The organism is Pseudomonas sp. MCal1 (assembly GCF_026341415.1).
Taxonomy (GTDB): domain Bacteria; phylum Pseudomonadota; class Gammaproteobacteria; order Pseudomonadales; family Pseudomonadaceae; genus Aquipseudomonas.
Map to the genome: position 1 here is coordinate 132770 of NZ_JAKUMP010000003.1, position 24560 is coordinate 157329.

A 24560-nucleotide genomic window follows, 5' to 3' on the forward strand; every position below is an offset into this window, starting at 1 on the left:
ACACTGCGCCCGAGGACCTGATTCATGGATGAACGGCTCCGACATTTTTCGAAGGAGGCACCATGAAAACCACCACTGCAATCCTTGCTGCTCTACTCACCCTCGCATCCGCCAGCGCATTCGCCGAAGGCGGCGCCGAGCGCATGAGACATTACTGGGCCAATTTCCCGGTTCACTCCGCACAAAGCCAGCAGGCTGACACGAAGACCAACGAGCTTCGGGTTCCGGACGACCAGACCGCCCAGGTCACCGAGTCCTATCGCCCTTGAGCGAACACTTTACCGATGGACCTGCGATGGCTCCGCTCTGGCCTCGCAGACGACAGTTTGGGCGCCCATTCCGGGCGCCCTTTTTTATGCCTGAAGGTCCTTGATCCAGAACAGCATGCGCCCGTGATCAGGGTCGAACATGCCCGGCGCGAAGCCGAATTTGACATAGGCGTTTTGCGCAAGGCCCCGGCCACAACCCGGCGTTTTCAGTGACCCCAGATGAGTTCTTCGGTCCAGCCCAGTTCGGCGAAATCCTCGGCTCGCAAACTTGACTCACCGGCACAGAAAAACTCGTCCAGTTGCGGCGGTTTTACCGACGTACCGCTGAGCATCGCGTGGACCTGCCCACGGTGGTGGATCTGATGCTCGAACAGGTGGGAAATCATCCGCAGGCGGCTGTCGTGTTGCGGCGTGTCGCGAGCGATGGTGACGAGACGCCCCAGATCGGCATCGCGCTGTTGCTCGCAGTAGGCGATCAAGCGGCGGTCGACATGTGCCTGTTCACGGCGCAAGGCCTGCGCCTCGGTGAAGGGCTCGTCAGTGTTGAAGAACACGTAACAATCGGGATGTGGCTCATCTGCGCGCAACTCGCGCTCCAGCGCGTCGACGTAGAACCAGTCGCAGGTGAGGATGTGGTTGAGGGTCAGGCGGATGCTCGGGAAGAAACTCACCCGTGGCGCTGCCAGCTCGGCGTCGTCGAGCTGGCTCCAGGCCTTGGCCAGTCGATGGTTGGCCCAGGCATTCTGATAAGCCATGGTCAGCAAATGGTGGGACAGTGGCTGAGTCATGTCGCGCCCTCCTTGTTTTCAGGTCTCGGCGAAGCGTTGCAGCTGCATCTCCTGCAAGCGGCTGAGGGTCCGGCGAAACGGGAATTCCAGATAACCCTCGGTGTACAGCGCGTCCATCGGCACTTCGGCCTCGATGTACAGCGGCACCTTGCGGTCGTAGCACTCGTCGACCAGCGCGATAAAGCGGCGCACGCCGTCGTCATGCACCGACAGCTGCGGCAATTGGCGATCGCCGGCCACCACCCGTTCCGCGCCGTCCTCAGTGCCACGGGCGATCCGCCCTTCGCGTTTTTTCGCGCTGAGGTTAGGCACCTCGCTCAACAGGATAGCCCGGTAGGTGTCGCACAGCGCGATGAAATCCATGGCGGCGAACGGTTGCTCGCACAGCTCGGCGTAACGGCACCACAGCACCGAATCGCTGGCCTGCACCACGTTCAGGGCGCGGTAACCGACCGGCACCGGTTCGGTACTGACGGTGTGCCCGGCGGCCAGGGCGTCGAAGACCTGGCTCAGCGCGCTCTCCTTCCCCGAAGTGGCGACCCAGTAGCGCTGCTCGGTGGCGCCGGGATGCAATCGGTGATCTTCGGCACCATTCACCGCGACCACTTGCATGTGCTGCTTGATCGCGGTGATCGCCGGCAAAAAGCGGTCGCGGTTGAAGCCGTCGGCATACAGCTGATCCGGCGGCAGGTTGGAGGTGCAGACCACCACCACGCCTTCATCGAACATCACCTGAAACAGCCGCCCGAGAATGATCGCGTCACCGATGTCATTGACGAACAGCTCATCGAAACACAGCACCCGCACCTCGGCCGCCAGCTCATGGGCCAGGGCCCGCAATGGATCGGCGATCCCGGTCAACTGAAACGAACGCTGATGGACCCAGCCCATGAAGTGATGAAAGTGCTGTCGCCGCGCCGGCACCCGCAGGCTTTGGTAGAACTGATCCATCAGCCAGGTCTTGCCGCGCCCGACCGGGCCCCACAGGTAAACGCCGGTGACTGAACGGGCACCGGCGTGCAGGGCTTCATGGCATTTTTGCAAGGCCCAGACCGCGTGTTCCTGGGCTTCATCCTGGATGAAACCCTTATGGTCGACGGCGTATTGCCAGGCGCTCAGGGGAGAGTCGAAAGTCATGCGCGGCAGTATGCCACGATGGCTACGCGGAAATATCCAGCCGTGCGATTTTGCCCTGCTCGTTCAGGCGAAAGGTGTAGCGCAGCTCCAGCGGGCTGCCGGGAAAGGTCCCGGAAATCAGCCCTTGCACCAGCACTTTGCCGGTGCGCTGCTGGACACCGAGCACTTCGACCCGTGGCTGATAGCGCCGGGCGGTGTCTTGCATCCAGTCGGCAATGGCCTGCGGGCCGACCTGATGATGGCCTTCGTCGAACACATGGGCATCCTCGGCAAAAAAACTGCCGACCCGGGACGTATCGCGAGCATTGGCGGCGTTGATGTATTCAACGATGGCCGGGGCGAGTATCGAGGTGGGATGGAACATGATTACAGCTCCTTTTTTCGGGTTCTGTCGCCATCCTAGAACAGCCCTGCGTCAATTCTTGTCAGGAGTGAAGCGGCCGTTTTCGTCCAGTTGCATCTGCCGCTGCCAGGTGCGCAACAGGTCGCTGCGACGCCCCGGATAGCGCTCGCCCTGCAGGCTGGCGGCAGCGATCCGGTCGGTGCGAAAGGTGCGATAGGCGCCGCGCAACTCACACCACGCGACGATGATTCGCACCTCGTTGAGAAAGCCCAGCGCCAGCGGCCAGATCAAGCGCTGGCTCTGGACCTGCTGCGCATCGGCGTAATCGATGTGCAACTTGGCCTGATCGCGAATCGCGTGGCGGAAAACGTTCAAGGGCACTGCGTTTTGCGGAAAACCGTAACCCGGTGGCCCGGGCATGACGGTCGGATTGCGCAGCGCTTCCTGAGCCTGCGGGTCCAGCACTGCCGCGATTTTCGCCAGTGCATCCGCCGCTGCCTTGCTCAGTACCTCGTCACCACGCTGATCGACATAACGCAGGCCCAGCACGATGGCTTCGGTCTCGTCAGCGTTGAGCATCAGCGGTGGCAGAAACAGACCGCTGCGCAACACGTAACCGATGCCCGCCTCACCGTGGATCGGCGCACCCAGTGCGGTCAGTTCGGCGATGTCGCGATAAAGGGTGCGTTCGGAGATTTCCAGCTCGGACGCCAGCGTCGCGGCGGTCACCGGACGTTTCTTGCCGCGCAGCACTTGCAGCAGGGTCAACAATCGAGTGGTTCGCGACACGGTGTGAGGCTCCGGGCAAAAATTTGGCGGAGCTTAGCAGAGCCTGGTGTCAGAAATTGTCAGGAGCTTTCACCAGGCTCAAAGGGGATCACGCGTCGACTTTGTGCCTGGCCGCGTACAGGCAAAGCATCTCCATGGCCAGGGTTGCCGCCGCCAGCGACGTCACGTCCGCATGATCATAGGCCGGGGCCACTTCCACCACGTCCATGCCCACCAGATTGATCCCGCGCAGGCCGCCCAGAATCTCCAGCGCCTGCACCGTGCTCAGGCCGCCGCAGACCGGCGTACCGGTGCCCGGCGCAAAGGCCGGATCCAGGCAATCGATGTCGAACGTCAGGTACACCGGGTTATCTCCGACCCGCGCGCGAATGGCCTCGACAATCGCCTCGCAGCCCCGACGATGCACCTGCCGCGCGTCCAGCACCTGAAAGCCCTGATGATCGTCGTTGGTGGTACGCAAACCGATCTGCACCGAACGCGCCGGATCCACCAGCCCTTCCCGCGCTGCGTGCCAGAACATGGTGCCGTGATCGACCCGTTTGCCGCCCTCGTCAGGCCAGGTGTCGCTGTGGGCATCGAAGTGGATCAGCGACAGCGCGCCGTGCTTGCGCGCGTGGGCCTTGAGCAACGGATAGCTGATGAAGTGATCGCCGCCAAAGGTGAGCATGGCGCTGCCGGAGCTCAGAATGTGTTCGGCGTGGGCTTCAATGCTTTCCGGGATGCTGTGCGGCGAACCGTAATCGAAGTCGCAATCGCCGTAATCGATCACCGCCAGATGATCGAACGGATCGAACGCCCATGGCCAGTGCCGTTCCCAGGCAATCCCGGTGGACGCTGCACGAATCCCGCGCGGCCCGAACCGTGCGCCGGGGCGATTGCTAGTGGCGGTGTCGAACGGCACACCGCTGACTGCCACGTCAACGCCGCGCAGGTCGCGGCTGTAGCGCCGGCGCATGAAACTGGTGATACCGGCGTAGGTGCTTTCGGCTGCGGTGCCGAAAAGGCTGTCACGGGTCAGGGCCTGATCGTTTTGCATTGGCACGTCCATCGGTGTGCTCCTGTTTTTATGAACGGTGTTATTGGCGGCTGCGGAAAGTGGTCCACAGCCGTGTGCGCTGGCGCATGTCCTTGAGGCTCATGCTGCGATCGGCGTACAGCCGCTCGCGCACTTCGGGTTTCGGGTAAATGTCCGGATCGTTGCGCACCGCTTCATCCACCAACGGCGTGGCGGCCTGGTTGGCGGTGGCGAAGAACAGCGTATTGGTCAGCGCCGCCACGGATTCGGGGCGCAACATGAACTCGATGAAGGTGCGCGCAGCTTCGGGGTGCGGCGCGTCTTTGGGGATCGCGAGGTTGTCCTGCCACACCAGCGTGCCTTCCCTGGGAATCCGGTAAGCCACCTCAAACGGCTTGTTGGCCTTGCGGGCCTGATCGGCGGCCATGCTCGCGTCACCGTTGTAGGTCAGCGCCAGGCAGACGCTACCGTTGGCCAGATCGTTGATCTGCCGGCCAGTGGCGACGTACAGAACAGAAGGCTGCAACTTCTGCAACAAGGCTTCGGCGGCGGCCAGATCGGTCTTGTCGGTGCTGTAGGGATCTTTACCGAGGTAGTGCAGCGCGAGGCCGATCACCTCCTGCGGCGAGTCGAGAATCGCGATCCCGCAATCCTTGAGTTTGCTGGCGTATTCGGGTTTGAACAGCAGATCAAGGCTGTTGAGCGGCGCATCCGGCAGCCGCTGTTTGACCGCCTCGACGTTCATGCCCAGCCCCAGCGTGCCCCAGGTGTAAGGCACGCCGTAGCGGTTGCCGGGATCGACCGCCGCCAGTTTTTCCAGCAGATCCGGATCGAGATTGGCGTAACCCTTGAGCCCTTCATGGGGGATTTCCTTGAGCGCTCCCGCCGCGAGACCACGGGCCAGTACGCTGGACGAAGGCACCACCACGTCATAACCGCTGCCGCCAGTCAGCAGTTTGGTCTCGAGCACCTCGGAGGTATCGAAAGTGTCGTAGCGCACGTGAATGCCGGTTTCCTTTTCGAAGCGCTGCAGGGTTTCCGGCGCCACGTAATCGGCCCAACTGTAAAGATTGAGCGTTTTTTCTTCCGCCTGGACGGCGATGGAGACGGTTAGCAACAAAGCGGGCAAACACAGCTTGAAGACGGGAGCCATGACGAACACCTGACCGAAGGAAGTGGTGGCAGGATGCGCCGTCGGATACATTCGAGAAATATCAAGTTTGTTAACCTGACTTTATCCAGGAGTAATGTGATGCTCGGCCAGCTCCACGATGTCGATCTTCAGCTTCTGCGGCTGTTTCTGGGAGTGGTCGAATCCAACGGTTTCAGCGCCGCGCAGGGTGAGCTGGGCCTGAGCCAGTCGAGCATCAGCCAGCAAATGGCCAAACTAGAGACGCGCCTTGGCTATCGGGTATGCAACCGGGGCAAGGGCGGTTTCAGCCTCACTCCCAAAGGCGAGCAACTGCTGATTGCCGCTCGCAGCCTGTTCGACTCGATCGAAACCTTCCGTCATCAATCCAACGGCGTCGCCGGGCGCCTGATCGGTGAAGTGCGGCTGGGCCTCTCGGAGGCGGTCGATCACTCGGTGCTGCAACGGGTGGCCGAGGCGATCCGGCGCTTTCGCGAGCGGGACGAATCGGTGCGCATCGAGCTGATCAGCGCCATGCCCGGCGAAATGGAGCGTCTGTTGCTGCAACAGCGGCTGGACCTGGCCATCGGTTACTTCTCCCAGGTGCAGAGCGCGTTCGACTACCGCGAACTGTTCAGCGAAACACAGCATCTGTACTGCGCGCCGGGCCATCCGCTGTTCACCAACGATGCTCCCGATGACGCGGTTTTGCAGGCCTGCGACCGGGTCGATCACCCCTACCGGTTTCTGCGCAGTGACGAGCCGTTTCAGGGCAAGGTCTGTTCGGCGCGTTCGGAACAGGTCGAAGGCACCCTCGCCTTCATTTTGTCCGGCAAACACGTCGGTTATCTGCCGAACCATTACGGCCGCCAATGGCAGGACAAAGGCCTGTTGCGCACGGTGCGCGAAGGCGAGTTGAGCTTTGACGTGGCGTTCCATCTGGCCCGGCATCGGGCGCAGGTGCCGGGAGATGCGCAGAAGGCTTTTGAAGAAGATCTGCTGTCAGCCTTTGGTCGAACCTGATCATTTTTTGGAACGCTGAGCGTCTCCGGCTGCATTCCCACGCAGAGCGTGGGAACGATCATGCGTTGCCCTCGCCCCTCGCTTGCGGCATCCTGCGCACCCATTTTCCGACCCGGCCCCGCATTGCGGCACGCAAACCACCATGACCGTCTCTGAAAAAGTCCCGCGCAACAACGATCTGATCTACGGCCTCAACGACCGTCCGCACTTCACCGCAACGGTGTTTGCCGCCCTGCAACATGTGCTGGCCAGCTTCGTCGGCATCATCACCCCGACCCTGATCATGGGCGGCGCCCTCGGTCTGCAAAGCGAAATTCCGTACCTGATCAGCATGGCGCTGTTTGTCTCGGGCCTCGGCACCTTCGTTCAGGCCAAACGCTTCGGCCCGGTTGGTTCGGGACTGTTGTGCCTGCAAGGCACGAGTTTTTCCTTTATCAGCGTGATTCTCAGCGCCGGTTTCATGGTCAAGGCCCGGGGCGGCGGCACCGATGAGATCCTGTCGACGATCTTCGGCGTGTGCTTCTTCGCTGCCTTCATTGAAGTGGTGCTGAGCCAGTTCATCGGCAAGCTGCGCATGCTGATCACCCCGGTGGTGACCGGCACCATCATCACCCTGATGGGCCTGTCGCTGATCAAAGTGGCGATGACCGACATTGCCGGCGGCTTCGGCGCAGCGGATCTGGGCGCGGCCAGCCATGTGTTCCTGGCGGCGCTGGTACTTGCCACCATCGTGGTGTTGAACAGGGTCGACGTGCCATTCCTGCGCCTGGGTGCGATCGTCATCGGTCTGACCCTCGGCTATGTGGTGGCGTGGCTGATGGGCGCCGTGGATTTTGCCAACCTGCCGGAAGTGCCAGTGGTCAGCGTGCCGGTGCCGTTCAAGTACGGTTTCAACTTCGACTGGGTGGCGTTCGTGCCGGTAGCGGTGATTTTCCTGGTGTCGCCGCTGGAAGCCGCCGGTGACCTGACTGCCAACTCAATGATTTCCCGGCAACCGGTCAAAGGCCCGCTGTACATCCGCCGGATCAAGTCCGGGCTGCTGGCCGACGGCCTCAACTCGGCCATGGCCGCGGTGTTCAACAGCATGCCGATGGTGACCTTCGCCCAGAACAACGGGGTGATTCAGCTCACCGGCGTTGCCAGCCGTTACGTGGCGTTCTTCATCGCCGGGCTGTTGGTGGTGCTGGGGCTGTTCCCGATGATCGGCGCGGTGCTGCAACTGATGCCGAAACCGGTGCTCGGCGGCGCCGAACTGGTGATGTTCGGCACCGTGGCCGTGGCCGGGATCAAGATCCTCGCCGAAGCCGGCCTGCATCGGCGCAACATGCTGATTGTGGCAATTTCCGTCGGCATGGGCCTTGGCATTGCCGCCGTGCCGGAAGTGCTGCGTGAACTGCCGCAGGCGCTGCGCAACATCTTCGAATCGCCGATCACCGTTGGCGCGCTGTGTGCGATCGTGCTGAACATTTTCCTGCCGGAAGAATTCATCGAACTGGAAGAAGATGACTTCGACCCGGAAGCCTCTATCCTTCAGGTCATGGAAAACCCCGACCTGCCGGCCAAAGCTGAACCCGCATCAAAGGCCGCTGTCGCACAGTTGAACCGTTGACCTTGTCCGCTCGATGAAAAAGGGCTGATACCGGCAGCGGTTCAGCCCTTTTTCAATGAGAGAGCATCAATGCGCCGTATCCAAGCCGTCATCCTGTCCCTGCTTCTGCTCTCCCTCAGCGCCTGTGCGCTGTTTCCCAACCGCGACCCGGTGAACATCAACGTGGTCGGCCTCGAACCGCTGCCGAGCCAGGATCTGGAAGTGCGCTTCGCGATCAAGCTGCGGGTGCAGAATCCCAATGAAACCGCCATCGACTACAACGGCATCGCGCTGGATCTTGACGTGAACGGGCATTCCCTGGCGTCGGGTGTGAGCAATCAGAGCGGTTCGATTCCACGGTTTTCCGAAACCATTGTCAGCGTCCCGGTGAGCATTTCGGCGTTCTCGGTATTGCGCCAGACCCTGGGCCTGAGCCAGACGCAATCCCTCGACAACCTGCCTTACGTGCTGCGCGGCAAACTGGCGGGCGGCGTTTTCGGCACCATGCGTTTTGTCGACAGCGGCAAACTCAGCCTGCCGCGAGCCAGTGCCGCAACATGGTAAAGATGCGGTAGCCTGCAGCGCTCACCGTCAACAACATGGAAGTCGCTGGTTTATGCAAGATACGCCCACGCTGTACACCGAACGGCTGATTCTGCGCCCGCTTGAACTCGCGGATGCCGAGGCCATCCAGCAGCAATTTCCCCATTGGGAAGTGGTGCGTTATCTGAACGTCTTCGTGCCCTGGCCGTATCCGGACGACGGCGCCCTCACCTATCTGCGCGACATTGCGCTGCCTGCCATTGCGGCGGGCAAAGAGTGGCACTGGACGATTCGTCTCAAGTCGGCACCTGAGCAATTGATCGGCAACATCAGCCTGATGGACGAGCCGGACAACCATCGCGGGTTCTGGCTCGCCCCGGCCTGGCAGGGCCAGGGTTTGATGACCGAAGCCAGCGAAGCCGTGACCCGCTACTGGTTCGAAACCCTCGATCAACCGTTGATGCGCGTGCCGAAAGCCGCGCCGAACCTTGGTTCGCGCAAGCTCTCGGAGCGCACCGGCATGCGCTTGATCCGCACCGACGAGGATGACTTCGTCAGCGGCCGCTTCCCACGGGAAATCTGGGAAATCACCCGTGAGGAGTGGCAACGGCAACGCCTCAAGCGGTGAAGCGAACACCGGGTTTGGCGCGCTCATCCACGCTCAGCTCGAACACATCCGGTCGTGCATAGTGGCCGACCACGTCGTAGTCATAGCGGGCCCGCACCAGTTCATCGGTATCGATCTCGGCGGTGAGCAAGCCGGCCTCGCCGCGTAACGGCCCGGCCAATACGTCGCCCATCGGCCCGACGATCACGCTGCCGCCGGCGATCAGCGGTCGATCCCCCGGCCAGTTGGCGATTTCTACGCCCAGTTCATTCGGCGAGGCCTGCACCTGACAAGCGCTGACCACAAAGCAGCGCCCTTCATGGGCAATGTGGCGCATGCTGACCTGCCACATCTCGCGCTCGTCCACAGTCGGCGCACACCAGACCTCGATGCCCTTGGCGTACATCGCCGTGCGCAGCAGCGGCATCATGTTTTCCCAGCAAATCACCGCACCGAGCTTGCCGACCTGTGTATCGAGCACCGGCAGCGTCGAACCGTCGCCCTTGCCCCAGATCAGCCGTTCGGTGCCGGTCGGCATCAGTTTGCGGTGCTTGGCCACCAGACCGGCCTGCGGGTCGAAATACAGCGCAGTGCAATGCAAGGTGCTGCCGGCCCGTTCGATCACGCCGATCACCAGGTTGGCCCCGGTGCGCGCCGACAGCCCGGCCAGCGCTTCGGTTTCCGCGCCCGGCACATCAATGGCGTTGGCGAAATAACGGGCGAAGGCTTCGCGGCCTTCCGGCAAGCGATAACCCAGCTGGGTGCCGAAGCCCTCGCCTTTCGGGTAACCGCCAAGCAACGCTTCGGGCATCACCACCAGCGCGGCGCCGGATTCGATGATTGCGCTTTCCCAGCTCAGGATCTGTTCCAGGGTTTCAGCCTTGCCACCGGGCAAGGCGCCGATCTGCAGGGCGGCAACGATTGATTTGGGCATGGCGGTCACTCCGTGAAGTTCAGGTGTTGCTCATTCTCCAGCGCCACGGGATCATGAATAAAGACCGATCCACTGCTGATTGATATGAACCATATGAATATCGCGACCGTCGACCTCAACCTGCTGAAAGTTTTCGAAGCGCTACATGAAGAGTCCAGCGCCAGCCGCGCAGCGTTACGTCTGGGCGTGACCCAGTCAGCGGTCAGCGCAGCGTTGCGGCGGTTGCGTGAGGTGTATGGCGATCAGTTGTTCGTGCGCACTGGCCGGGGTCTGGCGCCAACCCTCAAGGCCAATCAGTTGAAACCAGTCGTCAGCGATGCCCTGAACAAATGCCGGCAAAGCCTGGCAATGGTCGATCCGACCGCCAATCACTACGACGGACGCTCGGTCACCGTGGGCCTCTCCGACGATTTCGAAATCGCTTACGGCCGCCGTCTGATCGAGGAAATCGCCCGCCGCGCACCGAAACTGCGGCTGATCTTCCGCCAGACCCACAGCCAGATCGTCGCCCGGGCGCTGATGGAGCGCAGCATCGATCTGGCGATCACCGCCGGCGGGTTTGCCGAGCGGCTGCTCAGTCGTCAGGTGCTGGGCGAAGGGGGTTACGCGTGTCTGGTGGATCCGGCGAGTCTGACGCCGGGCCAGCAGCAGATCGATCTGGAGGAATTCGTCACCCGCGAGCATCTTCTGGTGTCGTCGGGCGGTTTTATCGGGATCACCGATGAAGGGCTGGCGGCGCTGGGCCGCAGTCGCCGGGTCTGCGCCTCGACCACGCACTTCGCGGCGTTGCCGCACCTGCTCAAGGGCAGCGATGCCGTGGCGACCATTCCCACTCACGCGGCGCAGGCCATTGCCTCGCTGAGCGGGCTGGCGTTGCTGCCCTGCCCATTGGCGTTGCCGCGTTATCCGATCGAACTGGGCTGGCGCACCAGCACCCAGATCGATCCGGTGGTGCTGACGGTACGTGAAGCGATTGCCACCAGTTTCGGGGCCGAGTGATTACTTGTTGGCCGCCATCAGGCGATTGACTTCACTGCGCACCATGTTGGCGAACTCTGGCGGCGACATGCCGTCCAGTTCTGCGCGCACGAATTCAGCCCATTTGCCCTTGCGCTTGGAGCGCTCGCCGAACAACCGCGCGGCTTCGCCCTTGGCTTTGCCCAGATTGTTCTGCCAGAGTTCGAACAGTCGGGATTTCTCGTCTTCCAGCGCAGCGCGCTCTGCGAGGGATTTGTCGGCCAGATTGAAACTCATCGGGAATTACCTGCTGCATGAAATGGCGACATCTTACACGCTGGGCGGAAACCTCTGACGCAGGTTTTTGCTCCGAATGGAAAATCGCTGCAACTTTTCAAGACACGCCACACTCCATTGTTCACTGTCCATTCACCTGCAAGGAGTCACCCAATGGCCCGGAAAACCGCCGTTCAAGCCGCCGAAGACCAAATCAAGGACCAGGCCTTCAGCGAACTTCAGGCGCTGATCGAAGAGTCGGAAAAACTGCTCAAGAGCAGTGCCTCGCTGGTCGGCGAAGAAGCGGAGACCCTGCGCGGTCAAATCGCCCAGAAGTTGCAGCTGGCCCTGGATTCGGTCACCAACGTGCGTGACCGCACCAAACCCGCGGTAGACGCCACCGAGAGTTACATCGGCGGGCACCCGTGGCAGACCGTGGCGATTTCCGCCGGTTTCGGTCTGGTGGTCGGATTGCTGCTCGGTCGCCGCTGAGCGCGATCAAAAAAGGCGAGCCCTCGGTGGCTCGCCTTTTTCATGTCCGGCAAACACTCATTCGCCGGCCAGTTCTCGCAACTGTGACAGGGTCTGCTGATCCAGCTCGATTCCTTTGGCCAATGACTTGGCCCGCTGCAAATGCCGCCGATCTCCCGGCAAGCGCTTGAGCCCTACCCCGTGCATCTGCCGCACGAGTTCCTGACTGCGTTCGGCGAAGCTTTGCCCGGAGGTCTTGCTCGGGTCGATCACGATCAGCAGTTGGCCAGTCCATGGCGTCTTGGCGCCCGGATGGTTCTTCCAGTCGAATTCGAACGAGAAATTGCCGCCGGTCAGCGCGGCGGCGAGCAACTCCACCATCATCGACAGCGCCGAGCCCTTGTGCCCGCCGAACGGCAGCAATGCGCCGCCTTCCAGAATCGCTTTCGGGTCGCAGGTCGGCTGACCGAGGCTGTCGACGCCCATGCCCGCGGGCAGTTTCTCGCCCTTGCGCGCGGCGATCTGCACGTCGCCATGGGCGATGGCGCTGGTGGCCAGATCGAAGACGATCGGCGCGCCGTCGGCCCGTGGAGCGGCAAAGGCAATCGGGTTGGTGCCGAACAGTGGCCGGTCGGCGCCGTGGGGTACCACGCAGGTCATGCTGTTGACCACGCTCAGCGCCACCAGGCCCTCGTCGGCAAAAGGCTCGACGTCCGGCCACAGCGCGGCAAAGTGATGGGAATTGCGGATCGCCAATAGGGCGATCCCGGCACTGCGGGCCTTTTCCACCAGCAATGTACGGGCCGCCGCCAGCGCAGGTTGAGCAAAACCGTTGCCGGCATCGACGCTGACGAAACCTGAAGCCACATCCTCGACCTTTGGCACAGCCTTGCCGTTGACCCAGCCGCTGTTGAGCGTAGAGACATATCCGGGAATCCGGAATACGCCGTGACTGTGAGCACCGTCCCGCTCGGCGTTGGCGCAATTGGCGGCCAGCGTTCTGGCGACTTCGGCCGAGGTGCCGTGACGGGTGAAAATCGTTTCCAGCAATTGAGTCAGCTCGTCCAGCGAAACCGTGGACGAGACCGCATGATCGTGTGGCGCAGACATCTGAAGCTCCAGAGTAATTATTGGAGGGAACAACAGCGAACAAACAACCCGCCTGAGGATTAACCACGGCTGGCCGGTTGCCTGTCAACCCCGCAATATTTATCTACCACCCTCGTCGCCTTCACCCGCCCTAGCCTTGCGTCTCGACCCACCGGCGCCCGCCAGCATGCGCCCCTCATCGAGACTCAATCATGTCAGCCCTCATTCAGCCGTTGTTGTTCCCCGAAGTCTTCGACGCCCCCGGACGATGGACCGAACTGGGCAAGGCCCACGGTCTGTCCGAATCCGAATTCAAATGGCTCGCCCATGCCAGGCTCTCCTCCAGCAGTTTGCGCAGCCAGCAGACCCCGCCGATGCGCGCCGAGCGCATCCTGCTCAATGTTGGCAGTGAAATACCTCTGCCGTTGCCGGGTGCGTTCGTTCTTGGCGAGACGCCCGTCGATAACGCCCTGATCCTCTACACCGTGTTCGACGGCCTGAAAAAATACCGTGACCGCGCCGAATTGAGACAACAGCTCGAGCGGCGCCTGAACAATGCCGATGACCAGGCCAGTCTGTTTGCGTTCCTGTCTTTGCCGCAACGCAAGCGGCTGTTCGATGCCGACAACATCACGGTGACCTTCAGCATCATCGATGGCGATGTATTTGATGAAAACACCACGGCCATCCAGCAGGCGCAGATTCTGAATGCACAGGCCATGCGGGCGGAGCTGGAAAAGCTGCCGACGCTCAGTCACCTGCTGGAAAACATCCTTGATGAATTGCTCAAACCGCATTTCGGCAGCTTGCAGCAAAACCGTACCCGCGTCGGTTTCTACACCCAGGACGATGACACCGCGCTGACAAGACACTGGCTCGACTCCATGAGCCTGAGCGATGCAGTGCTGTTGCATTACCGGCATCAACAATGGCCGACCACTGCGTTGCGAGAGTTCTCCCACCCCGACAGATCGGCCGCCACAGGCGATCAGGCGCAATGGGAAGAGGCTGTCACCAGCGCGTCCGGAAAGTTGCCGGCGCTGCTTTTCCGGCAACTGGAACACTATTGGGACGCGGCTTCTGCCGACGGTTCGACGCGACGCGCGTTCTTCGCCAACGTTCTGGAGAACCAGGCGCTCAGCGAATGGATGATCAAACGCGAAAACGGCATTCTCGATGCAACTCAGTTCAGCGCACTGCATCAGTTGATGTCGCACGATGCACAAGGCCCGCAGCGCCCCGTCACCGAAACCGTGCGTCTTTGGGAGCACGAAGCCAATTACGTCGAACTGGCGGGGTCACTGATGATCAGCGCCAGCCAGGCCTTTCTTTACACCCCGGTGCAGGGCCTGCAAGTGCTCGCCGATTACAACGACCTGAAACAGACATTGCAGAGCAAGTTCATTGCCAAGGGCCATGAAGACGAGCTTTACGGCCTGCTCAGCCTGGAAGAGCGCAACCGGTTTCTCGGTTTCGACCAGCCGCAGGTATCGGGAGAGCGGATCGTCGGAGAAGTCTTCAAGATCCTCTTCGAATGGATCATCACCAAGCAGCGGCAAAACATCGAATACGCCCTGCAAGTGTTTCGCCACAGCGATGGCGCGGTGAATCTGCACGCCCTGTTCGACAAGAGCCTGGACATCCGCTCGATGATTCATGCGCGTTTGCTCGAGCTCGACAGCGCAGGACGCTGGAGCACGCACCCGGTACTTTCGGGCAATCAACAGCCGTCCATGGTTCTGGCGGAAAAGGCGCGCGCCGCGATCAAGACGTTCAGCAGCGTTGAAGCGCCGCTTCGCCAGACACTCAAGACCCAACCCATGGCCACTCAGGAGGCTCAGCGGTCGTTTCTCGAAAACCTGAAGGCAACCCTGGCGCATGCCTGGTCTATCGGGGTAACTGGCGAAGCCCGGCTGCGAGCATTGAACGGCACACTGCCAGCCTCGGTACGGGCGATCGTCGATGCCGTGTGCAATCCAGACCAGCCGACCCGCGCGCAACGCCAGGCGCTGCAGGGTTTTCGCCCCGATGCCTATGGGCTCACCCTACGGTCTGGCGACCAGCAGAAGCTGCTGCCACTCGCCCACTGCCTGCTGATGACCGAGCGTGGCGGTCTCGACGTCCAGCACTCCGGTCGTGCAGTGTTGTGGACACCTGCACTCGGGCTTGAAGTATTCGACTCCGTTGCAATTGCCCGGCAAAAGCTCGAGCAACGCTTGCTGCACAAGGTGCAACGCCTGTCGCTGCTGGAAAATATTCTGCCTGCACAGTTTCAGCTGCATCAGCGTTATACCCTGGGGCCTTTTCAGTTCATCGAACACAACGTGCTGCATAACCGCATGCAATCGGCGACCGAGCATTTTCTCGGGCGCTGCGAGCAGGTGCGCACCCGCGTGAAGGATCCGGCAAAGCGCGACAAGGCGCTGACAACGCTGGGTGAGTCGACTTTTCACACCAACCTGAAGCTCGCAACGGCTCATGCCCGGGCAATCGTCTCCCGGCAAACTTATCCTGCCTGGCTCGGCATGGCGTCGCTCGCCGAACAGAAACTGCACGTCGAACTCCTGGAGCAGTGGCGCCAGAGCGTCGTCGACGACAAGGATTACCTGAGCGGTGTGCCGACTCTGGTCAGCCATGTCGAAAAGACGTTGACGTCATTGCTCGAAGGACGATTCCCGGATACCGGGCTCAACCCTCGCCACATCCGGATAACGCCGAACCTGGCCCTGGCCGGACCGGCCCGCAATCTTCTCGAGTTTGCCCTCAATCACATCAATATCGCCCAAGGCACCGGTTTCAAGGTGGCATCGACAACCGCCAACGCGTTGCCCAAGGGGCTCGATCAAAGTGCAGTGACGCAACTGCTGCTATCGCTCGAGATTCCTGCCACCTACAGCGAAACGGTCAGGCAGGCACTGGCGACGAATACGACTGCCGGCCTCGCGCGGCAGCAGACTTTCTTCCGTCAATTGCCCTGGCAGTTGTTGCAGCATGCTCACGCGCTGAAACTGCAGCAGCATTTGTCAGAAACGGCATTCAGTTACATCCGCCAGGCCCTGGACATGCCAGATGCCATCGCCCGTGCTGCCGTGTCCGGTGCACAAGCCATGGTGTGCCCGCTGTCGCTGATAAAGACAGTCGGAGCCGCCGCAGTCGAAGCATGCGGACTGTATGTGTTGGCCCCCGGCACCGGGCACAAGGGGCCTCGGCTGCTTTACAGCCCCTACACCGAGCAGGCCTTTCACGAATTTCCCGATGAAGAAAGTCTGATCAGCGCGCTGAACATGCCGGGTTTGCTGCAAAACCTGCTGCTTCGTCGCCTGCCGCAACCCCAGCGAGCGATTTTCCGCAGTCTGTTTGCCAGCACTCTGGGACAGATCAGCGAAATGACGCTGGACTACCACCCGATTGCCGGCAACCTGCTGGAACGTCTGTATCAGGACAATCTCGATCTGTTGAAACAGATGCTCGACTCGCAGAACGACAGCGACGGGCAGTCTGACTGGGAAAACGCCAAAGCCCTGTTCAGCGACGGCATCCGACAGGTCGCGGACGTGCTGCCGGGCAAACTCGCCTGCGGACGCTTTCTCTGGCAAGCCTACGATGCCTTCAAGGATTCGGCCGAGGCCTTGCAGAATCATCACTGGAAGAAGGCTCTGAAGTCGTTTATCGATGGCGCCGAACATATGGTGACCGTCGGGATGCTGTCCGAAACGTCCGCTGAACAGGCGGTTGGCGCCGATGTCGGTCAGCAGACGATCGCCTCCGGCACGCAGAAGATCGAAAAACCTGTGGTTCCGAATCTGTCGGAAATCGAAACGACGTCACCTCAACGCACCCTCCTGCAGCCTTTCGAAGCAATGGACGTCGCACTCAAGGATCTGACCTACAGCGCGACTCAGGGCGTGTACCAGAAGACATCCAACAACCGTAGCTATGCCGCAGTGGACGGCAAGGTGTACCGGGTCGTCAAAAACGGAGCGGACTGGCAATTGGCAAAGGATGACGTTCGCGGCCCATTGCTGCGCAAGACCGACTCACGGACAGTCCGGATCACCGAGGGTCAGACCGTTCATTACGGCAAGGCCTATTCCAGAATGATCGTGCACAAACAGTACACGCACCTGCGCCGCATGATGCTCAACATCGAAGCGCACGGCATGGAAGAGATCAGTCGAAGATACCCTGAAAAAGCCCGGATACTGGGACATGCAGTGGCGGTGGCGCGGGATTACGCATTCAACTGCCTGCACAATCTGGCCATTCTGGACATCAACGTCGTGCCCGGTGGGCGGGTCAACCGGTTTCTCATGGAGTTCTTTGATGTCCCACGCGTCACGACGCAGATCCTGTCCAGGATAAACGCCGCGATCCTGCCCATCTGCAAGGCTCTGGTAGATCCGGCAGACGACCTGCTCAACACTGACCGCTTCATCGTCGGCTCAACCAGATGGTTTCACGACGTGATTGCGTTTGTCCTCGATGGCGACCTGAAGAACAAAGTCCATTTCACCCAGCATTTTTTCAATCAGGATCTGGGGGACTATGTTCCCGTCACTGCATCTGGTTTTGATATTGACGGCCATGCACAAGCCGCAACCCTGATACATGAGTTGGCCCATCAACTGAGCAATGCGTGGGACATCGCGACGGTCAGGGCGCGTGAGCCTTTCTGTGACCTGATATCTTCCGCTACCCCCGACGGTGAAAGATTGCTCAATCATCTGCAGGACGAACGAAGAACCGCGCTGTCACTGGCCACGCCCCGTGCACAACTGTTTGCAGAGTGGAGCCCGAATCAAGCGGCCTGGATCGACCTGGACAGAATTGCGGAGAAACAGACCACGGCGGCGGAGATTTTCAGGCAGACAGGCAGCGCCACCATGAGCGAGGCGCGCAATGCGTTCCTGGATCGGCAGTCTTCAGACGCCCGCGTCGGTGTCATCTTGCACAACGCCGATTCGATCGCGCAGCTGATCTGCGAAGTCGGCCGGCAGCTGGAGGTTGTGCCGTCCCCTTGATCCAAAAAAAATGCGCAGGCTCATCACCTGCGCATTCCGGCAACGGCCTCAGGATCAGTCTTTCTGATCACGCAAGACATTGCCCGACGCGCCATCGATACGGAACTCGTACACCACGCCGTCCGCCTTGCGCCCTTCCCCTTTCCAATAGCCGTTGTTGTCGGCCTCGATCTCGTAGACCTCGACATAACCGGCCTTGGTTTTAACGATTTCGATAGCCTTTTCGATAGTGATCCATCCAGCGCCCGGACGGTCGGCCAGCGCCGCGCCTGCACTCAGGAGACTGGCGGTTGCGACGAAAGCGGCCAAGGTTCTTTTGATCATTTTTTCACTCCATTCATGGATAGGGTTCATGGGACGTCCTGGTTTTTGGGGCGCCTGAGCGGAAAAAAGTTCAACGTTTGATGGGTAAATGCCATGACGGTTGTTCTCGGCGCCTTCCCCTCAAGGTTAGAATGCGCGAAATCAGGAAGAGTCAATGACCCAGAACACCCTCTCGGAAGCCGAATACGATGCCATCACCGATGCCGCCGCGCATTGGTGCATGCGTCTGCACGCCGTTGACTGCACCGCTGAAGAGCGGCAGGCGTTCGAACAGTGGCGCGATGCACATCCGCTTCACGCATTCGAGTATGAGGCGATGCTGGAGATCTGGGATGTCGCCGAGCATTTGCCGCGCCCCGAGCCTGCGGTGGTTGTACCGAAGACTGCGCCGGCCCGGACGTGGCGCCAATACGCAGTAGCCGCCGCCGTTTGCGCTCTGGCGCTGCCGCTGGCGGCCTGGACCGGATGGAATCTGGGTTGGCTGCCCGACAGCTATCAACACTTCGCTGCCACCGATAATGTGCGCCATGTCACGCTGGCTGACGGCAGTCAGGTCGAGCTGAACCTCAACACCGAGCTGACCTACAGCAATTACAAGGACGAGCGTCGCGTCACCCTGAAAAAGGGTGAAGCCTTCTTCGAAGTCAGCCATGACCTGAGCCATCCGTTTGTCGTCAGGGCCGCAGAAGGCAAGATCCGCGTCACCGGCACCCGTTTCAACGTCTGGATGTACGAAGATCAGGTAAAGGTGAACCTGATCGAGGGTTCCGTACTGGTCACCAGCAATACTCAACTGTCGGGCGATGGCTTGCGCCTCGGCCCTTCCATGCAGGCCCGCTACAGGCACGGCGACTTCACGCCGCAAATCAGCCAGACCTATGCCAATGACACTTCTCTGGCCTGGCGCAGCGGCAAACTGATTCTCGACAACCTGTCGCTGAACGAAGCGCTGCCGATGATCAACCGCTACCTGGACAAACCCTTGATGCTCGCCGACAGCGCAACCGGCGCGATCCGGGTGGGCGGCATTTACAACATCAAGGAGCTGAACAGTTTCGCCAGCTCGATGCCAAAGGTGTTGCCGGTGTTCCTGACCCGCAACAAGGAAGGCAACCCGGTGATCAATCCGATGCCGCAACAACCGCGAAAAAACTGAAGGCCGTTCCCGTGAGGGAGCGGCCTTCTGCTTTTACGGTGTCAGTCCCTCGGACGGCTGATTACTGCGCCGCGACTTTCCCTGCTTTTTCCAGATCATCGCGTACGGTCTGTACCTGATACTGCGGATCGGCCTTGATCTGCTGTTCGGTGAACGGCAACACGCTCCACTGTTTCTTCGAGAACGCCTCGGTCTGGTCACGGGCGTATTTCGATGCCGGATCGCTGGACAGCGAGAACGCGAGCAGGCCCTGGGCATGCGGCCCCTTGTCATCGAACGTCACAACTTGCAGATAACTGGTGCCACTGACCACTTCCAGCTTGCCGTCTTCACGGGGCACGCTCTGGATGGCGTTGTAGATGCCCAGCGTGCCCGGGCCACCGTGAATCGGGGTTTGCTGGCCACCACTGCTGACCACCTGCACGTCGCCCCAACGGGTTTTCTCGGTCAGACCCATTTTTGTCGCCGACTCGGCCGACGCCAGCATGGCCTCGCGCAACGCCTTGGCCACGTCGGGATTTTCGACGGCCAGTCCGCGCGGTGTGTGCTGCGCGTCCTTCGGATCGAACGCCACGCGCCAGGCCTGCGGCGATTCCTGCATCGCTTGCATGATGCTCTGGAAATGCACCAGGCCGATGCCCGAGTCCAGATTCGCCCGCCCGTCCCACGCTTTCAGACTGCTGCACACCGATTTCAACGCCGCCTCAGACTGCGAGGCACAGAACTTGAACAGATCCGGCATCACCTGAGTTGCCAGGAACACCTGATCGTCCATCACCATGTGTTGCAGGTCCTGCACCGACAGCGGGCCTTTCTTGTCCAGCGTCGCCAGACGATCCAGCGCAAAGCGCGAGCGCAGGCCCAGAGGCTGCCCGTCCTGACTGATCAGCGGCGAGAAACCGGTCAGCGGTTGCGCCGGGTTGGCCAGCCAGGCCGAGTCGTTGGAGTGCTGGACGAAGTCCTTGCGCAACAGCTGCGGCAACTGGCTGGAGGCGTAAATGCCCTTTTGCGCGGCTTGCGGGTCGATGTCCCAGGCGCAGGCGCTGTTGGAGCCGTCGAGCACGATCATTTGCAGGCCGATGCGCGGGTCGCTGCACTTGGCCAGTTTGTCGGCACTGACGTTCGGCACCACCGACAGGTTCATGTACAGCGTCTGGCCCTTGTCATCAACGGCCAGCGTATTGACCCACGGGATGCCCTGGATCGTGTGCACCGAATCCTGCAGATCCTTGAGATTGCCGGCGCGGTTCATGGCGTACCACTGCTTCAGCACCCGGTCATTTTCGAGGTTGGCATCGCGCAGGCTGTAGGCGAACTGATTGTTCCAGTCGAGTTTGCCGGGCCACTGTACGATCGGCCCGAACTGCGAACTGTACACATCCCGCGAGACCGGCACGACCTGGCCGTCTGCCTGTTTGACCTGCACCGTGACGGTCTGCTTGTTCATCGGCAGGGACTGGCCGTCGAGCAGGTAACGGGTCGGATCCTTCGGATCGAGTTGCAGGCGATACAGGGTGAAGTGCTTGGACGAGTCGACGGTATGGGTCCACGCCAGGTGCTGGTTGAAGCCGATGTTGATCATCGGCAGGCCCGGCAGCGCCGCGCCCATCACATCCAGTTTGCCGGGGATGGTCAGGTGCATCTGATAAAAACGCATGCCGCCGACCCACGGGAAATGCGGGTTGGCCAGCAGCATCCCGCGACCATTGAACGAGCGCTCGCTGCCCACCGCCACGGCGTTGCTGCCGCGGTCCAGGGCGAAGCGTTGCAACCGCGTGTCCGCCAGTTGGTAAGCCCGTGCATCGTTTTCGATCTGCGCTGTGGATTGCGGCGGTGTTGCACCCGCCAAAGCTTCGGCGAACTGCCCGACACCGCCCTCGACCAGCAGACGACGGGTCAGCTTCACGAGGTCTTCGGCGGCGATATCGCGCACCCATTCACCCTGGCACTGTTGCGGCAGCCCCTGCTGGCGGCGCTCGGCCAGATAACGGTTGTAGCCGGCGGCATATCCTTCCACCAGATCACGCACTTCGACCGGCTGCGCCTGCCAGAAGGCATTCACTGCCTGGGGCGTGTTGAGCCATTGGAAAAACAGATCGCTGACGCGGTTCTCGCGCTCCTCGACCGTCAGTTGCTCCGGCCCGAAGTACCGTGACCGCTCGCCGTTGACCGTCACGATCTCGTTGGCCAGCAGGCACAGGTTGTCCTGCGCATAGGCATAACCGATGCCGAAACCGAGTCCGCGTTCGTTTTCCGCGCGGATGTGCGGTACGCCATAACCTGTGCGACGGATATCGGCGCCGGCCTGCCCGGAAGCGGAAGGGCTGAACGCCTGCGCCGACAGACTCAGCCCGAGAAACAGGCCGGCAAGGGTCAGTCCGGTGAATTGCCTGGAAATAGTCACGCTCGCTCCTGATCGAAATGCCGAAGAGCGAACCACCCGCCACCGTGAACACGTCGGGCCCGGCTCGCTCTGAAATCACCCACGCGTCACGCGCAATGAGCCTGTTCAGAAAACGAAGCCGCGGAAAAAAATTTAGTCGGTCACACACCCGTTTGGCGCCGTGATCACGGGGAAAAGACGAAACGACGACAAAATTTCTACATTTTTCGCTTCATGATTTGTCGAGCTGAAACGTCTTGTTTAGAGAGAGCACAAGAAACCTTTCCTGATCAGGCTCTGAAAGGAGTAATCGCATGTACAACCCGCCACTACCATCGGAAGGTAGCCAGACCCCCAAAGGAGCGCCCATGGGTTCGCACGCCGACGTATTCGGGCAACGGGTCGAGCGTCACGGCAATGAACGCATCCGTTTGCTGCTTAAAAGCTTCGGCCTGCGCACCAGCCTGATTCGCCTCAAGGTCATCGACACCTTGCTGGTCGCCGCCGAGGACGACCGTCGCCTGGGTGTGCGTGGCGTGCATAGCCAACTGCTGGATCTGGACATTCCGTTGTCCTTTCTCAGCGTGCGCGAAGTACTCAAGCGCCTGTGCGCCGAAGGCGTGATCACGTTCAACGACGACAAGAGCTACAGCCTCCATCCCCAGGCTGCCGCCGTGCTCAACAGCGATTGATGCACGCGGCAGACGCCGTCAGGGCTTGACCTTGCGGCGCATCACGCCGTTGATCACCACGACCACTACCGCCACACCGATGGCGATGTACTGGAACGTTTGCTCGCTGAGCTTGCCGGCGTTTTGCAGCCAGGACAGGCCGAGCATGATCAGCAGTACGGCGACAGCGATCAGAATCGAATATATCAAGCGTTGCTTATGGGTCATTACAGGTTCCTGAACCGTTGGAATGTATCGGGTTTGTATCGGCGTTGATGCCATGCGCATACCTTTTGACGGGGATGCGCCGCCGTTAACGGGGTCTCATGTTACAGCCGATGAAGAGCTTTGGCTTCAAGCGGCGTCAACCATGAGGATCTTTGAAATGCTGCGTCGAATCACCTGGCTGATTCCTGTCCTTGCACTGCTCACCCTGAGCGGCTGCATCATCTTTCCCCACGGCGGCTGGCATGGCGATCATCGCCACTACGCGCCTGGCCCGGGCTATTACTACCATCGTTAAGTCAATCTCGCGGAAAGGATGCCAGCGTCCATCCGTTCAAATGCAACAACGGATTTAAGCGTCAGGAGAATTGCCCGCAGGAATGTGGGCGTTTTTTATGGATCGGCGATTACCGGTATAGGAGTCTTCGCCTCCTCAAGTAGGAATGCTGCCCTCCGTAACATTACGCACAACCTCGTCATATACCGTCACACCAATGGCTTAGGGACATTCCCCGCTCCTCCCTACTCTTGCGCTACCTCTCGACGATCGTGAAAGCGCATGCAACGAACTCTCATTCCCCTCCCGCCACTCCAGGCGCTCGGCTTCTGTCTCGCCATCACGCTGTTCGAATGGCTGACCTACATGGCCAGCGACATGGTCATGCCGGCCATGCTGACCGTCACCCGGGATCTGGAAGCCGATGCGGCTCACATTCCCAATGCGTTCAATCTCTATCTGATCGGCGGCGTCTGCCTGCAATGGCTGATCGGGCCTTTGTCCGACCGGTTTGGCCGGCGCCCGCTGTTGCTCGCCGGTTGTGCGCTGTTCGGCATGACCTGTGCGGCGGCCGTCGCCACGCCCGGCATCGAAGTGTTCAACGCCCTGCGACTGTTGCAAGGCATGGGCCTGGGATTTGTCGTGGCGGTCAGTTATCCCGCCCTTCAGGAAGTCTTCTGCGAGGCCGATGCCGTGCGACTGATGGCACTGCTGGGCAACGTCGCCCTGCTTTCGCCCCTGCTCGGTCCGCTGCTCGGCAGTCTGCTGCTGGAGTGGCTGAGCTGGCGCGAGCTGTTTCTCGGCCTGGGCCTGATCGCGACACTGACCTGGATCGGACTGTATGCCTGCATGCCGGAGACGATCGGCGTTGTCCGCCACGATGGCGGTCAACAAGCGCCGATCCCCTTCTCCTTCCGCCAGATCAGGACCCGTTACGTGGCGCTGCTGCGCAATCACCGGTTCGTCGGCATCTGCCTTGCCCTGGGTCTGATGAGCCTGCCGCTGATTGCCTGGATCGGTCTCGCGCCGCTGTTGCTGGTTCAGTTGCTGGGCCTGACGACCCGCGAATATGCGCTGTGGCAAATTCCGGTGTTCTCGGCGGTGATCGTCGGCAATCTGATCCTCGACAGACTGCTCAATTCGCGGGATCTGCCGCAATTGATTCGTCTGGCGCTCTGGCCGTTCTGCCTGGGGTTGCTGACCTTGATAGCCACCGCACTGACCGGCCTTTCCCTTGCCGGATTGATGACCGGTCTTGCGCTGTATGCCGTCGGGCTTGGCATGAGCAACGCCGCGCTGTACCGGCTGGCTCTGTTTTCCAGCGATGACAGCAAAGGACTGGTCTCCGCTGCGATCGGCATGATTTCGATTGCCGTGATGGGTGTCGGTGGCTCGCTGATTGCTGCCACCGGCGGCGGCAACCGTCTGGAATCCTTCGCCATTCTGGCGGCGCTGGGCGGTTTGCTCAGCCTGCCTCTGCTGTACCGGTTTCTGCCACATGCCCCGACAGACTCCGCCTCTTCAACATAAAGAAAAGGACGCCTG

At 60.9% G+C, this 24560-nt stretch carries 24 protein-coding genes and 1 pseudogene; 12 read left to right on the forward strand and 13 right to left on the reverse strand.

Annotation, left to right across the window (positions count from 1 at the left end; genetic code table 11):
* Window positions 1-62: 62 nt before the first annotated feature.
* Window positions 63-269: a hypothetical protein gene (locus tag MKZ87_RS06445; protein WP_085696375.1), complete on the forward strand. Its 207-nt coding sequence runs from the start codon at window positions 63-65 to the stop codon at window positions 267-269.
* 84 nt (window positions 270-353) lie between these two features.
* On the opposite strand, the pseudogene MKZ87_RS06450 reads toward MKZ87_RS06445, so the two are convergent.
* The 7 genes and pseudogenes from MKZ87_RS06450 to MKZ87_RS06480 form a co-directional block, all read right to left on the reverse strand.
* Window positions 354-449 (reverse strand): annotated as a pseudogene (locus MKZ87_RS06450) (GNAT family N-acetyltransferase); the annotation flags it as partial.
* A 26-nt stretch (window positions 450-475) separates the two neighbouring features.
* Window positions 476-1057 (reverse strand): DinB family protein, encoded by a 582-nt coding sequence (locus tag MKZ87_RS06455; RefSeq protein ID WP_085703056.1) that lies wholly within the window; start codon window positions 1055-1057, stop codon window positions 476-478.
* Window positions 1058-1075: 18 nt separating this feature from the next.
* Window positions 1076-2194, reverse strand: coding sequence for a cell division protein ZapE (gene zapE / locus MKZ87_RS06460; RefSeq protein WP_266200437.1), 1119 nt, complete (start codon window positions 2192-2194; stop codon window positions 1076-1078).
* A 22-nt stretch (window positions 2195-2216) separates the two neighbouring features.
* Window positions 2217-2558 carry a nuclear transport factor 2 family protein gene (locus MKZ87_RS06465; protein WP_085696381.1) on the reverse strand — a complete coding sequence of 114 codons (342 nt, stop codon included), beginning with the start codon at window positions 2556-2558 and terminating at the stop codon, window positions 2217-2219.
* Window positions 2559-2609: 51 nt separating this feature from the next.
* Window positions 2610-3326: a helix-turn-helix transcriptional regulator gene (locus tag MKZ87_RS06470; RefSeq protein ID WP_085683779.1), complete on the reverse strand. Its 717-nt coding sequence runs from the start codon at window positions 3324-3326 to the stop codon at window positions 2610-2612.
* An 88-nt stretch (window positions 3327-3414) separates the two neighbouring features.
* A complete protein-coding gene (speB, locus tag MKZ87_RS06475) occupies window positions 3415-4374 on the reverse strand; it encodes an agmatinase (RefSeq protein ID WP_085696390.1) in 960 nt (319 codons plus the stop codon).
* 28 nt (window positions 4375-4402) lie between these two features.
* Window positions 4403-5494: a polyamine ABC transporter substrate-binding protein gene (locus MKZ87_RS06480; RefSeq protein ID WP_085703086.1), complete on the reverse strand. Its 1092-nt coding sequence runs from the start codon at window positions 5492-5494 to the stop codon at window positions 4403-4405.
* A 99-nt stretch (window positions 5495-5593) separates the two neighbouring features.
* On the opposite strand from MKZ87_RS06480, the gene MKZ87_RS06485 reads away from it, so the two are divergent.
* From MKZ87_RS06485 to MKZ87_RS06500, 4 genes are all read left to right on the forward strand, one after another.
* Window positions 5594-6493, forward strand: a complete 900-nt coding sequence (locus tag MKZ87_RS06485; RefSeq protein WP_266200438.1) for a LysR family transcriptional regulator — start codon at window positions 5594-5596, stop codon at window positions 6491-6493.
* A gap of 142 nt (window positions 6494-6635) precedes the next feature.
* Window positions 6636-8102: a nucleobase:cation symporter-2 family protein gene (locus tag MKZ87_RS06490; protein ID WP_266200439.1), complete on the forward strand. Its 1467-nt coding sequence runs from the start codon at window positions 6636-6638 to the stop codon at window positions 8100-8102.
* Window positions 8103-8171: 69 nt separating this feature from the next.
* The gene (locus MKZ87_RS06495; RefSeq protein ID WP_266200440.1) at window positions 8172-8645 is read left to right on the forward strand and encodes an LEA type 2 family protein; all 474 of its coding nucleotides are present in this window, start codon (window positions 8172-8174) and stop codon (window positions 8643-8645) included.
* Window positions 8646-8697: 52 nt separating this feature from the next.
* Window positions 8698-9252 carry a GNAT family N-acetyltransferase gene (locus tag MKZ87_RS06500; protein ID WP_085703061.1) on the forward strand — a complete coding sequence of 185 codons (555 nt, stop codon included), beginning with the start codon at window positions 8698-8700 and terminating at the stop codon, window positions 9250-9252.
* Here the strand turns inward: MKZ87_RS06500 and MKZ87_RS06505 are convergent.
* Window positions 9242-10165: a carbon-nitrogen hydrolase family protein gene (locus MKZ87_RS06505; protein ID WP_227235480.1), complete on the reverse strand. Its 924-nt coding sequence runs from the start codon at window positions 10163-10165 to the stop codon at window positions 9242-9244. The genes MKZ87_RS06500 and MKZ87_RS06505 overlap by 11 nt on opposite strands.
* Window positions 10166-10249: 84 nt before the next feature.
* Between MKZ87_RS06505 and MKZ87_RS06510 the strand changes: the two genes are divergently transcribed.
* Complete coding sequence (locus MKZ87_RS06510; protein WP_085696400.1) at window positions 10250-11164, forward strand: LysR family transcriptional regulator; 915 nt, start codon at window positions 10250-10252, stop codon at window positions 11162-11164.
* On the opposite strand, the gene MKZ87_RS06515 is transcribed toward MKZ87_RS06510, so the two are convergent.
* Window positions 11165-11419: a hypothetical protein gene (locus MKZ87_RS06515; protein ID WP_007957535.1), complete on the reverse strand. Its 255-nt coding sequence runs from the start codon at window positions 11417-11419 to the stop codon at window positions 11165-11167.
* Between the two features lie 153 nt (window positions 11420-11572).
* Between MKZ87_RS06515 and MKZ87_RS06520 the strand changes: the two genes are divergently transcribed.
* Window positions 11573-11890, forward strand: coding sequence for a DUF883 family protein (locus tag MKZ87_RS06520; RefSeq protein ID WP_085696402.1), 318 nt, complete (start codon window positions 11573-11575; stop codon window positions 11888-11890).
* Between the two features lie 57 nt (window positions 11891-11947).
* Here the strand turns inward: MKZ87_RS06520 and MKZ87_RS06525 are convergent, their stop codons facing one another.
* Window positions 11948-12979: an Ldh family oxidoreductase gene (locus tag MKZ87_RS06525; RefSeq protein WP_266200441.1), complete on the reverse strand. Its 1032-nt coding sequence runs from the start codon at window positions 12977-12979 to the stop codon at window positions 11948-11950.
* Between the two features lie 191 nt (window positions 12980-13170).
* On the opposite strand from MKZ87_RS06525, the gene MKZ87_RS06530 reads away from it, so the two are divergent.
* Window positions 13171-17979 (forward strand): dermonecrotic toxin domain-containing protein, encoded by a 4809-nt coding sequence (locus tag MKZ87_RS06530; RefSeq protein ID WP_266200442.1) that lies wholly within the window; start codon window positions 13171-13173, stop codon window positions 17977-17979.
* Window positions 17980-18033: 54 nt separating this feature from the next.
* Here MKZ87_RS06530 and MKZ87_RS06535 read toward each other — a convergent pair whose 3' ends face one another.
* Window positions 18034-18303 carry a PepSY domain-containing protein gene (locus MKZ87_RS06535; RefSeq protein ID WP_007957544.1) on the reverse strand — a complete coding sequence of 90 codons (270 nt, stop codon included), beginning with the start codon at window positions 18301-18303 and terminating at the stop codon, window positions 18034-18036.
* A gap of 154 nt (window positions 18304-18457) precedes the next feature.
* Between MKZ87_RS06535 and MKZ87_RS06540 the strand changes: the two genes are divergently transcribed.
* The gene (locus tag MKZ87_RS06540; RefSeq protein WP_085703065.1) at window positions 18458-19459 is read left to right on the forward strand and encodes a FecR family protein; all 1002 of its coding nucleotides are present in this window, start codon (window positions 18458-18460) and stop codon (window positions 19457-19459) included.
* A gap of 61 nt (window positions 19460-19520) precedes the next feature.
* On the opposite strand, the gene MKZ87_RS06545 is transcribed toward MKZ87_RS06540, so the two are convergent.
* Window positions 19521-21863: an acylase gene (locus tag MKZ87_RS06545; protein ID WP_266200443.1), complete on the reverse strand. Its 2343-nt coding sequence runs from the start codon at window positions 21861-21863 to the stop codon at window positions 19521-19523.
* 293 nt (window positions 21864-22156) lie between these two features.
* Here MKZ87_RS06545 and MKZ87_RS06550 point away from each other — a divergent pair, with 293 nt between their 5' ends.
* Complete coding sequence (locus tag MKZ87_RS06550; RefSeq protein ID WP_085703067.1) at window positions 22157-22534, forward strand: fe2+ zn2+ uptake regulation protein; 378 nt, start codon at window positions 22157-22159, stop codon at window positions 22532-22534.
* Between the two features lie 18 nt (window positions 22535-22552).
* Here the strand turns inward: MKZ87_RS06550 and MKZ87_RS06555 are convergent, their stop codons facing one another.
* Window positions 22553-22741, reverse strand: a complete 189-nt coding sequence (locus MKZ87_RS06555; RefSeq protein WP_007957552.1) for a hypothetical protein — start codon at window positions 22739-22741, stop codon at window positions 22553-22555.
* 157 nt (window positions 22742-22898) lie between these two features.
* On the opposite strand from MKZ87_RS06555, the gene MKZ87_RS06560 reads away from it, so the two are divergent.
* Both MKZ87_RS06560 and MKZ87_RS06565 read left to right on the forward strand, forming a co-directional pair.
* Entirely contained in the window at window positions 22899-23036 is a 138-nt protein-coding gene (locus tag MKZ87_RS06560) for a hypothetical protein (protein WP_181457857.1), read from the forward strand.
* Window positions 23037-23297: 261 nt separating this feature from the next.
* Window positions 23298-24545, forward strand: a complete 1248-nt coding sequence (locus MKZ87_RS06565) for an MFS transporter (RefSeq protein ID WP_266200444.1) — start codon at window positions 23298-23300, stop codon at window positions 24543-24545.
* Window positions 24546-24560 lie beyond the last annotated feature (15 nt).